We start from the raw sequence: 12,827 nt of genomic DNA on the forward strand, positions 1-12,827 counted from the left end.
CCCGTCACATGACGGGGCCTTCGTCGTAGGACAACCAGCCGCTCAGCGCTTGATCAGCATCGTCCCCGCGAACACGTCGTGCAGCCCCCGCTGATCCGAGTCCCAGATCACGGCCGGGATGATCAGCACGAGCAGCACGGTGCGGAGGATCGGCCGCCACCGCCCCGCCCAGCTCCCGTCGAGCCGCACCAGGCGCAGCCCCAGCAGCAGGTGCCCGACGCCCCCGCCGAGCAGGATGAGCAGCACGATCTGCTCGACCAGGAAGATCAACAGGCTCGCCCAGTCGCTGCCGAAGAAGAACGCGAAGTAGATCACGTAGCAGAGCGCGAAGTCGATCAGGAGGGCGGCGATCCGGCGGCCGGGGCGGGCGATCGAACCGTGGCCCTCGCGGTTCAGGCCGAGGCGCTCCCCCGGCCAGTCGCTCGGGGCGGCCCCGCCGGGCGGGAGTGGTGCAGAAGACGTCACCGCACAAGCCTAGGGGCGAAGGGTGAACGGATGCCCAGCCCGCCGAGCACGCGCATCCGCCCACAATCGGTGAAGCCGTAACATCCCGGAAACAACCGCGACACAGTCGGGCAACCCCCTGCCTCTATCCTGACGAGTGGCTGCATCTGCAGCTTTTTCTGTACCAAGCCATTTGGAGATCTCTCACATGTTCAGTGATTCTTCCGAGGTGCTCAAGTTCATCAAGGACACGGATGTCAAGTTCCTCGACATCCGATTCACGGACCTTCCCGGGGTCCAGCAGCACTTCAACATCCCCGCCTCCACCGTCGACGAGGAGTTCTTCGCGGTCGGACAGCTCTTCGATGGCTCGTCGATCCGCGGTTTCGCGTCGATCCACGAGTCGGACATGCAGCTCATCCCTGACGTCTCCACGGCTTACGTCGACCCCTTCCGGGCCGAGCGCACCCTCATCATCGTCTTCGACATCTACAACCCGCGGAACGGCGAGATCTACTCGCGCGACCCGCGTCAGGTGGCCAAGAAGGCCGAGAAGTACCTCGCGTCCACCGGCATCGCCGACACCGCGTTCTTCGCCCCCGAGGCCGAGTTCTACATCTTCGACGACGTGCGCTACGAGGTGAAGCAGAACTCGAGCTTCTACTCGGTCGACTCCAGCGAGGCCGCGTGGAACACCGGTCGCGAGGAGGAGGGTGGAAACCTCGCCAACAAGACCCCCTACAAGGGCGGCTACTTCCCCGTCAGCCCGGTCGACCAGCACGCCGACCTGCGCGACGACATCTGCCTCAAGCTGATCGACGCCGGCCTCATCCTCGAGCGCTCGCACCACGAGGTCGGCACCGCCGGCCAGGGTGAGATCAACTACCGCTTCGACACCATGGTGCACGCGGCCGACGACATCCTGAAGTTCAAGTACATCGTGAAGAACACGGCGAACCTCTGGGGCAAGACCGCGACGTTCATGCCGAAGCCCCTCTTCGGTGACAACGGCTCGGGCATGCACACCCACCAGTCGCTGTGGAACGACGGCACCCCGCTGTTCTACGACGAGGCCGGCTACGGCGGGCTCAGCGACCTCGCGCGCTGGTACATCGGCGGCCTGCTGAAGCACGCCCCCGCGGTGCTCGCCTTCACGAACCCGACGGTGAACTCCTACCACCGCCTGGTGCCCGGCTTCGAGGCCCCCGTGAACCTGGTCTACTCGGCCGGAAACCGCTCGGCGTCGATCCGCATCCCGATCACGGGCACCAACCCCAAGGCCAAGCGCATCGAGTTCCGTGCGCCCGACGCCTCGGGCAACCCGTACCTCGCGTTCGCCGCGCAGCTGATGGCGGGCCTCGACGGCATCGCCAACCGCATCGAGCCGCACGAGCCCGTCGACAAGGACCTGTACGAGCTTCCCCCCGAGGAGGCGAAGAACATCCCGCAGGTTCCCGCGACGCTCGATGCCGCGCTCGACGCGCTCGAGGCCGACCACGAGTTCCTCACCAAGGGCAACGTCTTCACTCCCGACCTGATCGAGACCTGGATCTCGTACAAGCGCGAGAACGAGATCAAGCCCATCGCCCAGCGCCCGCACCCCTTCGAGTTCGAGCTCTACTACGGCGTTTAAGCACTCCGCACGATCACGGGCCGCATCCTCTCGCGAGGGTGCGGCCCTTGTCGTCGCAGCGGGCGGGGGGATGCGCGGCAGCGCCCCGAGCCGTCACGACGCCACGGCACCGAGCCCCGGCGCGGCCGCGAACCCCTACTGCCCGTAGAACAGCCGCTCGAACACCGTGCGCGAGCGGCGGGTGACCCCGAGGTAGTCCTCCTCGAGCTGCGACGCCGAACCCGGAGGGTACTCCAGCAGTCGCGCGACGCCCTCGAGCGAGCGGCGGTCGGACGGCAGCACGTCGGAGGTCTTGTTCGTCCAGAGGGTCATGGCCGAGCGCGCCCGGGACGCGAAGATCCAGGCCTCCCGCAGCTTCCGGGCGTCGTCGTGGTTGATCAGCCCGGCCGCCTCCTCGGCGGCGAGGGCGAGCAGCGTCGACGTCGTGCGGAGCGACGGGATCGGCGAGGCGTTCTGCAGCTGCAGCAGCTGCACGTACCACTCGACGTCGCTCAGGGAGCCGCGGCCGAGCTTCAGGTGCCGAGCCGGGTCGGCACCCTGCGGAAGCCGCTCCTTCTCGACCCGGGCCTTGATCCGCTTGACCTCGCGGGCCTCGGTCTCCGAGAGCGTCGAGGGGTAGCGCACGGTGTCTGCCAGGGCGTGGAAGTCCTCGATCAGCGCGCGGTCGCCGGCCACGCCGTTCGCGCGGAGCAGCGCCTGCGCCTCCCAGGTCAGCGACCAGCGCTCGTAGTAGGTGGCGTACGACGCGAAGGAGCGCACCGCGGGGCCGTTCTTGCCCTCGGGACGCAGATCGATGTCGAGGTCGAGCGGCAGCCGCGCATCCTCGGTCAGGCGCACCAGCTCGTTCACGATGAACTGCGCCACCGACTGACCCGTCGCCGTGTCGACGCGCACCGGGCGGAAGACGTAGAGCACGTCGGCGTCGGAGCCGAAGCCGAGCTCGCCGCCACCGTAGCGGCCCATGCCGATGATCGCGAACTCGATGCCGTCGCCGTGCGCGAGGGCGGCCGACTGGCGGATGACCGCCACCGTGCCCTCGAGCAGCACGGTCGTGACGTCGGTCAGCCCTTTGCCGAGCTCCTGCACGGTGACCATGCCGAGGATGGAGGCGATCGCGAGTCGCAGCACCTCGCGCCGGCGAGCGGTGCGGAGGGCCATCGCGGCCGCGTCGGGGGTGTCGTGGCGGGCCACGATCGAGCGCATCTCGTCGTCGAGCACGGCGCGCGGGCGGGGGCGCAGCTCCTCGTCGTTCTCGAGCCAGGCGGCGGCCTCGGGGATGCGCTCCAGGAGCTCCCCCACGAAGCGCGAGCCCGACAGCACCTGGGTGAGCCGTGCGGCGGCGCCCGAGGAGTCGCGGAGCATCCGGAGGAACCAGTAGGTCTCCCCCAGCGTGTCGGAGAGCCGGCGGAACGCCAGCAGCCCGTAGTCGGGGTCGGCCCCGTTCGCGAACCACTGCAGCATCACGGGCAGCAGCGTGCGCTGGATCTGCGCCCGCCGGGACACACCCGCCGTCATCGCCCGGATGTGGCCGAGTGCGCCGCCCGGGTTCTGGAAGCCGATCGCCGCGAGCCGGGCCTCGGCCTGCGCACTCGTGAGAGCCTGCTCGTCAGGCGAGAGGGCGGCCACGGCGGCGAGCAGCGGACGGTAGAAGAGGCGTTCGTGCAGGCTCCGCACGCGCACCTTGATGGCGGTCCAGCGGGTGACCAGGTCGGCGGCGCTGCCGGCGAGCCCCGTGCCGCGGGCGAGCACACGCTGCTCGGACTCGTCACGGGGCATCAGGTGCGTGCGGCTGAGCTGACGCAGCTGCAGGCGGTGCTCGAGCAGACGCAGGATGCGGTAGTCCTGGCCGAACTCGACGGCCTCGACGCGGCCGATGTAACCGGCGTCGGCCAGTGCGGTGAGCGCCGGCAGGGTTCCGCGCTGCCGCACCGTCTCGTCGGTCTGGCCGTGCACGAGCTGCAGGAGCTGCACGGTGAACTCGATGTCGCGGAGGCCACCGGGGCCGAGCTTCAGCTGGTACTCGACGTCGTCGTTCTTGATGTGCTCGGTGACCCGCTCGCGCATCCGCTGCACCGACTCGACGAAGTTCTCGCGGGAGGCGCTCGACCAGACCTGGGGCGCCACGAGCCGCGTGTACTCCTCGCCCAGCGCGAGGTCGCCGGCGAGCGGACGCGCCTTCAGCAGCGCCTGGAACTCCCAGTTCTTCGCCCAGCGGTCGTAGTAGGCCGCGTGCGACTCGAGCGAGCGCACGAGAGCGCCCGCCTTGCCCTCGGGGCGCAGGTTCGGGTCGACCTCCCAGAGGCCGGGTTCCAGACCGGATTCGCCGATGCCGCGCATGGTCACCATCGCCAGGCGGGTCGCGATCTCCATCGCGCTCGACGTGGGCAGCGCGCCCGAGCCCTCGCCCACGAAGATCACGTCGACGTCGCTGACGTAGTTCAGCTCGCCCGCGCCGGCCTTGCCCATGCCGATGATCGCGAGGCGGGTCGCGCGCACGTCCTCCGCCGGGAACTGCCAGAGGCCGTTGCCCTTCGTCGAGATCTGGCTGCGAGCCACCGAGAGGGCCGCCTCGAGCGCGCCGGCCGCGAGGTCGGCGAGGGCGGCGGCCACGAGCGGCACACCCGCCACCGGGTCGGGCTGCTCGAGGTCGTAGGCGGTGACGAGGGCGAGCAGCACGCGGTAGCGCACCCGCAGCGCCGTCCAGGCGTCCTCCCCGACGAGTGCCGAGAAGCCGTCGACGGCGCCGACCGACTCCAGCAGCGACCGTCCGGCCTCCTCGGCGTCGGGCAGGCGCAGGATCTCGACGTCGAGCGCGGCGAGCTCGCGCGGGTGCCGGGTGAAGAAGTCGGTGAGACCGGCGGATGCCCCGAAGACCCGGATGACGCGGGTGCGCAGCCGGGCATCCGCGAACGCCTGCTGCAGCACCGCGGGCGACCGCAGACCGAAGCGCCGCACGCCCTCGAGCGCCTGATCGGGGTCGGCCGCGGCCTGGAACGCGGGCAGCAGCTCCTCGACCGGCACACCGCTCGCCTCGGCGAGGGCGGGCAGCTCCTCGGCCGCCCAGCTCAGCCGGGCGAAGCCGAGGCGCGCCAGATCGGTCAGCGCGGTCTTGGAACGGGGCATCAGGCGCGTTTCAGCGGAGCCGCCGCCCGGCACGGGGCCGGGCGGCCGCACTCACAGGATCTCGAGGTTGGACTTCAGCTCGTACGGCGTGACCTGGGCGCGGTAGGCCTTCCACTCCTGCCGCTTGTTCAGCAGCACGTAGTTGAAGACCTGCTCGCCGAGGGTCTCGGCGACGAGCTCCGACTCCTCCATCAGGCTGATGGCGCGGTCGAGCGAGGCCGGCAGCGCGTCGTAGCCGAGCGCCTTGCGCTCCGCGTCGGTGAGGCTCCACACGTTGTCTTCCGCCTCGGGCGGCAGCTCGTAGCCCTCTTCGATGCCCTTGAGCCCTGCGGCGAGAAGCAGCGAGTAGGCCAGGTACGGGTTCGCCGCCGAGTCGATCGCGCGGTACTCGATACGCGACGACTGGCCCTTGTTGGGCTTGTACAGCGGCACGCGCACGAGCGCCGAGCGGTTGTTGTGACCCCAGCAGACGAAGCTCGGGGCCTCGTCGCCGCCCCAGAGGCGCTTGTAGGAGTTGACGAACTGGTTCGTCACCGCGGTGATCTCGGGGGCGTGCTTCAGCAGCCCGGCGATGAAGTTGCGGCCGATCTTCGAGAGCTGGTACTCGGCGCCCTGCTCGTAGAACGCGTTCGCGTCGCCCTCGAACAGCGACAGGTGGGTGTGCATGCCCGATCCCGGATGCCCGGACAGCGGCTTCGGCATGAACGTCGCATAGACGCCCTGCTCGATCGCCACCTCCTTGATCACCGTGCGGAAGGTCATGATGTTGTCGGCGGTGGTGAGCGCATCGGCGTACCGGAGGTCGATCTCGTTCTGACCCGGGCCCGCCTCGTGGTGGCTGAACTCCACCGAGATGCCGAGGTCTTCGAGCATGCGCACCGAACGGCGACGGAAGTCATGAGCCGTGCCACCGGGCACGTTGTCGAAGTAGCCCGCCGAGTCGACCGGCTCGGGGCCGTCGGGGCCGTACTGCGACGACTTGAGCAGGTAGAACTCGATCTCGGGGTGCGTGTAGAAGGTGAAGCCGCGGTCGGCGGCCTTCGCGAGGGTGCGCTTCAGCACGTTGCGCGGGTCGGCGACGGCGGGCTGGCCGTCGGGCGTCGTGATGTCGCAGAACATGCGCGCCGTGGGGTCGATCTCGCCCCGCCAGGGCAGGATCTGGAACGTCGTGGGGTCGGGGTGCGCGAGCACGTCGGCCTCGAACGAGCGGGTGAGGCCCTCGATCGCGGAGCCGTCGAAACCGAGGCCTTCGGCGAACGCGCCCTCGACCTCGGCCGGGGCGATCGCGACGGATTTCAGGGTGCCGACGACGTCTGTGAACCAGAGCCGAACGAACTTGATGCCCCGCTCCTCGATCGTACGAAGAACGAAGTCCCGTTGCTTATCCATCAGGCGGACAGACCCTCTCTCCGGCACACGCTCATGCCCCTATTAGGCTAGTGGCTATGCCGAGACTTCGCTTAGCGTTGGCCCAGACGAACCCCGTGCTGGGAGACCTCGAGGGGAACTCCCGCGAGATCATCCGCCTGACCCGGGAGGCGGCCGAGGCGGGCAGCGACCTCGTCGCGTTCGGCGAGATGGCCATCTCGGGCTACCCCATCGAAGACCTCGCGATGCGGCCGAGCTTCCTCGCCGCCGCGCACGAGCGGGTCGACCGCCTGGCCCTGGAGCTGGCCGAGGCCGGGCTGGGCGACGTGCCGGTCATCGTCGGGCATCCCGACGGCCCCTTCGAGCCGCGCCTGCTCGGCACCTCGAACGCCCCCACCGCCATCGCCCAGAACGCCGCGAGCGTGCTGCAGGGCGGGCGCGTCGTGGCCCGCTACGCGAAGCACCACCTGCCGAACTACTCGGTGTTCGACGAGTACCGCATCTTCATCCCGGGCGACGAGCTGCTCGTCATCCGGCTGAAGGGCATCGATGTCGCCCTGCTCATCTGCGAAGACCTGTGGCGCGACGGCGGCCCGGTCAGTAGGGTGCTGACGGCCGATGCGGGGCTCCTCGTGGTCATCAACGGCTCGCCCTACGAGCGCGACAAGGACGAGGTGCGCCTGCCGCTCGTCACCCGCCGGGCCACCGAGACCGACACGATCGTCGCCTACGTCAACCTCGTCGGCGGCCAGGACGACCTCGTCTTCGACGGCGACAGCGTCGTGGTCGACCGCGACGGCGGCATCCTCGCCCGGGCTCCGCAGTTCCGCGAGCACCTGCTCGTCGTCGACCTCGAGCCCGAGGCGGCCACGCACGCGCAGCTGCCCGACGACGTGCGGCGCATCGAGCTCTCCCCCGGTGCCCTCGATTCCGCCAAGCCGTCGATCGCCGCCGACGTCGCCGAGCTCCCGGATGACCGGCAGCAGATCTGGGACGCTATCGTGCTGGCGCTCCGCGACTACGTGGAGAAGAACCGCTTCCCGTCGGTCATCCTCGGGCTCTCGGGCGGAATCGACTCCGCCGTCTGCGCGGCCATCGCGGCCGACGCGATCGGGGCCGAGCGCGTGTTCGGCGTGTCGATGCCCTCGCGCTGGTCGTCCGACCACTCCCGCTCCGACGCCGACGACCTCGCCGAGCGCATCGGGCTGCACTACCGCACCGAGGCGATCGCCGACCTCGTCATCCCGTTCGAGAACCAGCTCGGGCTCACCGACATCGCCGCCGAGAACCTGCAGGCGCGCACGCGTGGCGTCATCCTGATGGGGCTGTCGAACCAGGAGGGGCACCTCGTGCTCACCACCGGCAACAAGAGCGAGCTCGCGGTCGGCTACTCGACCATCTACGGCGATTCGGTCGGCGGCTTCGCGCCGCTGAAGGACGTGCCGAAGATGCTCGTCTGGGAGCTCGCCCGCTGGCGGAACTCCCACGCCGAGTCGCTCGGCCTGACGCCGCCGATCCCCGAGAACTCCATCTCGAAGCCGCCGTCGGCCGAGCTGCGACCCGGGCAGACCGACCAGGACTCACTGCCCGACTACGACGAGCTCGACGCCATCCTCGAGGCGTACATCAACGGCGGGCTCAGCATCGCCGACATCGTCGAGCTCGGCTTCGACACCGCCACCGTGCAGCGCATCACCACGCTCGTCGACCGCGCCGAGTGGAAACGCCGGCAGAGCGCCATCGGGCCGAAGATCTCGCGCACGGCCTTCGGTCGCGACCGGCGGCTGCCGATCACGTACCGGCCGAGCTTGTAGATTCCGCGGGCCGGGTGGGAGCGGCCCGGTACGTGCGGCGTGTCCGATCACCAAGGGGTCAGCAGAGCACGGTCGGCATGGGCGGCGCCGGGTGTTGTGCGGCGCCGCCCACCGGTCAGCTGGGGAGGACTGCCACCCAGACGAACCAGACGATCATGCCCAGCCAGATGATGGTGGCCGCGGCCGCCAGGGTGGCCGCCGCGCGACCGCCGAGGCGCCAGACCGGGATGATCCCGAGGAAGCCCACCCCAAGCAGGATGCCGAGCCACGGCGTCACCGTCGGCACCCCCACGAGTGTGAACGCGGGGCTCGACGCCAGCGCCGACGACACCGTCACCCACAGCGCCGCGAGGAACGCCACCCCGGTCACCGGCGCGATACCGGTCGCGATCAGCAGCGCGATCGACTCGCGCCGCACCGCCTGCACGATGACCGCGATCAGCCAGCCGAGGAACCACAGCCCCGCGAAGCCACCGAAGATCAGCGGGATCGTCAGCGGGAACGGCTCCTGATCCTCGACCGCCGTGACCACCGAGTCGAAGCGCGAGGTCGGATGCACCTCGTCGGCCGAGATCGCCGGGTTCGCCTCCGCAAGGTCGGAGCAGGTCGTCTCGACCGGGATGCCGGTCTGAGCGAGCCACGCCGCCAGCTGATCCATGCCGCACGGGTCGGCCAGCACACCGGCCCGGCCCGCGCCCTGCAGCGTCACGACCTGGCTGTTCGGGAACGATCCGGTGCCGCTCTGCACCACGGCGAGCGGCACGAGCGGGTCGGTGTCGCTGCCGAAGATCAGCGCGGGCTGCTGCTGCGGCACGATCGTGCGGGTCTCCCCCGCGGATGCCGCCAGCCCGAGCGGGCCGCAGAGCTGGTCGGCGGCCGTCAGGTAGGTGAGCACCGGCTTGGGCGTCGGCTCCTCGTCGGACCCCTCGGCGACGGGCTCGAGCGGGTCGGCCGACCAGAACGGCTGCTCGTCGCGGCAGGCCTCGACCCAGTACTGGGCGAGGCTCGTGCGCGACAGGTTCTCGAGCACCGGATCGACGATCGGGTTGAGCGCATCCGTCTCCCCGTCGGCGAGGCGCTGCAGCAGGTACGGCACGGCCGCAGCCGTCTCGGGGTCGTAGAGCGCCTGCTGCACGATGGTCACCGCGTCGGAGCCGGTCAGCGAGTAGTAGCGCTGCCGGTTCGTGAAGGGGTTCGTCAGCAGGCCGTTCACCGGCTCGTCGCTGAACAGAGCGGCCGTGTCGGCGAGGTCGGTGTTCAGGTCGGCGTACTCGCCGCCGCTCCGCTCGGAGAGCGTGCGCAGGGCGTTCTCGAGCGCCGCGTAGGCATCGCCCTTGATGTCGCGGTCGATCGGGCTGAACGCGTTCAGCACGACCGCGTCGACACCGGCCGAGTCGGTCGTCGCGACCGTCTGCAGGACCTTCGTCGACCAGGTGTCGCCGAACAGGGTCCAGCTCGGGTAGGCCAGCACGGTGCGCAGCTCGACCAGGTCGGCGGCGGTCTCGGTGCGCGTGTACGCCGAGACGTTGCCGCCCTGCTCGGCGAAGGCCGCGAGGCAGTCCTTCAGCTCGACGGCCACGGTCGTCATCTCGGCCGCGGGGCTCGAGTCGTCGGTGAAGGTGTCGACGTAGGCGGCCGAGGCGGCCGGGCAGTCCAGTGGCGCGCTCGACTCGAGGCCGCCTCGCTGCGCCAAGGCGATGATGTCGCGGGTGCCGCCGATCCGAGGGTCGGCCGCGAGGGCCTCGGCGATCGCGGTCGAGCTCTGCCCGGGGCCGCCCGCCATGGTGACGACGGGGCTGCCGGTCGGAGGCTGGGTCTCGGCCGGGATGACCACGTACGGCAGGTCGATGGCCCGGCTGGCCGGGTCGCCGCGGGTCTCGGGAACGCTCAGCGTGCCGCAGACGGCACGGTCGGGAAGCCCGTCCTCACAGCTGCGCTCGGCGATCGACGCGGCCTGGGCGGCAGGCGGCTGACCGAGCACCGGCCCCGAGAGGATGAGGGCGGCGAGTACGGTCGCCGCCGCGATCGGAACGGTGATACGACGGGCCACGACTCCCCTTCGGCCAAGTGCGAGAATCACGCATTCGGGTTACGTGACCCTCAACCTAACGCATCCGCCCGCCGAACCCGCGGAACTAGACTGGTGACATGCCAGAGCAGACGACGCCGTCGGAGAAGCCCGTTTCCAAGCGCGTGCGCACCCGCCACTTCCAGACGGCGAAGGACTCGGGCATCCGCATCACGGGTCTGACCAGCTACGACATGCTCTCGGCGCAGATCTTCGACGAGGCCGGCATCGACTTCCTGCTGGTCGGCGACTCGGCCGGCAACAACGTGCTCGGCTACGACACGACGGTGCCGGTCACGGTCGACGAGCTGATCCCGCTCGCGCGCGGCGTGGCGGGCGCCGTGTCCCGCGCCTTCGTCGTGGCCGACATGCCGTTCGGCTCCTACGAGAACAGCGCGGAGGAGGCTCTGCACACCGCGGTGCGCTTCATGAAGGAGTCCCGAGCGCACGCCGTGAAGCTCGAGGGCGGGGTGCGCAGCGCCGACAAGATCCGCCGCATCGTCGACGCGGGCATCCCGGTGATGGCGCACATCGGCTTCACGCCGCAGAGCGAGCACGGGCTCGGCGGCCACATCATCCAGGGCCGCGGCGAGGGCGAGGCGGCCCTGATCGACGACGCCCTGGCGGTCGAGGAGGCCGGGGCGTTCGCCGTGGTGCTCGAGATGGTGCCGGCCGAGGCGGCCCGCCGGGTCACCGAGCGGCTGCGCATCCCCACCATCGGTGTCGGGGCCGGCCCCCACGTCGACGGGCAGCTGCTCGTCTGGACCGACTTCGCCGGCTTCTCCACCGGCCGCGTGCCGAAGTTCGTCAAGCAGTACGCCGACCTGCGGGGTGCGCTGACGGATGCGGTGACCGCGTTCCGCAGCGACGTCGCCGAGGGCGCGTACCCCGGCCCCGAGCACAGCTACGAATAGTCTTTCCCCACCTTCACTCCCCCCTGACAACCGAGCCCCACGGAGGACACGATGAGCGACGATCCGTCGACGCAGTACTGGTACAACATGAAGACCGGCCAGGTCGAGAAGGGCTACGTGTCCTCGGTCGTCGACCGCGTCGGGCCGTTCGAGACCCACGAGGAGGCCGAGCACGCGCTCGAGACCCTCCGCGCCAACAGCGCGAAGTGGGCCGAAGACGACGCGAACGACAACCGGTGACGGAGAACACGCCCGACACCGTCGCCGTCGGCATCGACATCGGCGGCACGGGCATCAAGGGCGCCATCGTCGACGTGACGACGGGCGAGCTGCTCACCGACCGCAAGAAGTTCGCCACACCCGAGGGCGGCAAGCCCGACGACATCGCCAAGACGGTCACCGACTTGATGGAGTCGCTCGGCGACGTCCCGGCGTCAGCGACCGTGGGCATCTGCTTCCCGGCCGTCGTTCGTCACGGCGTCACGATGTCGGCGGCGAACGTGTCGAAGAAGTGGATCGGCTTCGAGGCCGAGAAGCTGTTCGAGAAGACGCTCGGCCGCGACATCACCTTCGTCAACGACGCCGACGCCGCGGGCTTCGCGGAGGTGCGCTACGGCGCGGCCAAGGGCAAGAGCGGTCTGATCATCCTGACCACCCTCGGCACCGGAATCGGCACCGCGCTCATCTACAACGGCGTGCTCACCCCGAACGCCGAACTCGGCCACCTCGAGATCGGCGGCGTCGACTACGAGACGAAGGCCGCCTACTCGGCCAAGGAGCGCGAAGACCTCAGCTGGAAGAAGTGGGCCGAGCGCCTGCAGGTCTACTACGAGCGCCTCGAGGCCCTGTTCTCCCCCGACGGCTTCATCGTCGGCGGCGGGGTGTCGAAGCACCACGACGAGTTTCTTCCCCTGCTGAAGCTCAGCACGCCGATCGTGCCCGCGACGCTCCGCAACAACGCGGGCATCCTGGGTGCGGCCAGCCTGTCGACCATGCGCACGACGTTCCTGGAGTAGACGGCTACACTCGACAACGTGAATGGGCCGGCAGACGGTCGCGTCACCGTTCTGGGCTCCGGCCCAGGCGGTGCCGAGGAACGTCCGGGCTCCACAGAGCAGGGCGGTGGGTAACACCCACCCGGGGCAACCCGCGAGACAGTGCCACAGAAAGCAGACCGCCAAGGGCTCAGGCCCGTGGTAAGGGTGAAACGGTGGCGTAAGAGACCACCAGCGACCGTGGTGACACGGTCGGCTCGGTAAACCTCGCCCGGAGCAAGGTCAGACAGGAAGCGTTGAGGCTGCTCGCGGAGCTTCCGGGTAGACCGCTCGAGGGCTGCGGTGACGCAGCTCCTAGATAGATGGCCGTCAGGGAGCGTGCTCCCTACAGAACCCGGCGTATCGCCGGCCCATTCACCTCACCCGGCGGGAGCGCGCCGCCGGGCATCCGGGACCCTGCGCAGGAGC

Annotated in this window: 9 protein-coding genes and 1 other RNA gene; 6 read left to right on the plus strand and 4 right to left on the minus strand. The window is 69.8% G+C overall.

All coding sequences use genetic code 11. The features are described 5' to 3' along the window. Positions 1–42: 42 nt before the first annotated feature. Positions 43–465 (minus strand): RDD family protein, encoded by a 423-nt coding sequence (locus HQQ85_RS03530; RefSeq protein WP_173181104.1) that lies wholly within the window; start codon positions 463–465, stop codon positions 43–45. Between the two features lie 187 nt (positions 466–652). On the opposite strand from HQQ85_RS03530, the gene glnA reads away from it, so the two are divergent. Beyond that, entirely contained in the window at positions 653–2,077 is a 1,425-nt protein-coding gene (glnA, locus tag HQQ85_RS03535; RefSeq protein ID WP_173181105.1) for a type I glutamate--ammonia ligase, read from the plus strand. 135 nt (positions 2,078–2,212) lie between these two features. Here the strand turns inward: glnA and HQQ85_RS03540 are convergent, their stop codons facing one another. Together HQQ85_RS03540 and HQQ85_RS03545 are read right to left on the minus strand one after the other, a co-directional pair. Continuing rightward, complete coding sequence (locus HQQ85_RS03540; protein WP_173181106.1) at positions 2,213–5,200, minus strand: bifunctional [glutamine synthetase] adenylyltransferase/[glutamine synthetase]-adenylyl-L-tyrosine phosphorylase; 2,988 nt, start codon at positions 5,198–5,200, stop codon at positions 2,213–2,215. Positions 5,201–5,251: 51 nt separating this feature from the next. Next, positions 5,252–6,589 (minus strand): glutamine synthetase family protein, encoded by a 1,338-nt coding sequence (locus HQQ85_RS03545; protein ID WP_173181107.1) that lies wholly within the window; start codon positions 6,587–6,589, stop codon positions 5,252–5,254. 56 nt (positions 6,590–6,645) lie between these two features. On the opposite strand from HQQ85_RS03545, the gene HQQ85_RS03550 reads away from it, so the two are divergent. Then, entirely contained in the window at positions 6,646–8,382 is a 1,737-nt protein-coding gene (locus HQQ85_RS03550) for an NAD+ synthase (RefSeq protein ID WP_173181108.1), read from the plus strand. 115 nt (positions 8,383–8,497) lie between these two features. Here HQQ85_RS03550 and HQQ85_RS03555 read toward each other — a convergent pair whose 3' ends face one another. Next, positions 8,498–10,432, minus strand: coding sequence for an alpha/beta hydrolase (locus tag HQQ85_RS03555; protein WP_173181109.1), 1,935 nt, complete (start codon positions 10,430–10,432; stop codon positions 8,498–8,500). A 98-nt stretch (positions 10,433–10,530) separates the two neighbouring features. On the opposite strand from HQQ85_RS03555, the gene panB reads away from it, so the two are divergent. From panB to rnpB, 4 genes are all read left to right on the plus strand, one after another. Continuing rightward, the gene (panB, locus tag HQQ85_RS03560; RefSeq protein ID WP_173181110.1) at positions 10,531–11,364 is read left to right on the plus strand and encodes a 3-methyl-2-oxobutanoate hydroxymethyltransferase; all 834 of its coding nucleotides are present in this window, start codon (positions 10,531–10,533) and stop codon (positions 11,362–11,364) included. Positions 11,365–11,415: 51 nt separating this feature from the next. Continuing rightward, positions 11,416–11,604 (plus strand): SPOR domain-containing protein, encoded by a 189-nt coding sequence (locus tag HQQ85_RS03565; protein WP_173181111.1) that lies wholly within the window; start codon positions 11,416–11,418, stop codon positions 11,602–11,604. Continuing rightward, a complete protein-coding gene (gene ppgK / locus HQQ85_RS03570; RefSeq protein ID WP_173181112.1) occupies positions 11,601–12,380 on the plus strand; it encodes a polyphosphate--glucose phosphotransferase in 780 nt (259 codons plus the stop codon). The genes HQQ85_RS03565 and ppgK overlap by 4 nt, the downstream gene beginning before the upstream one ends. A gap of 22 nt (positions 12,381–12,402) precedes the next feature. Beyond that, an RNA gene (rnpB, locus tag HQQ85_RS03575) (RNase P RNA component class A) lies at positions 12,403–12,777 on the plus strand. The last annotated feature ends 50 nt before the right edge of the window (positions 12,778–12,827 follow it).

It is taken from the genome of Herbiconiux sp. VKM Ac-2851 (genome assembly GCF_013205105.1).
In the GTDB taxonomy this organism is placed as follows: Bacteria; Actinomycetota; Actinomycetes; order Actinomycetales; family Microbacteriaceae; genus Herbiconiux; species Herbiconiux flava.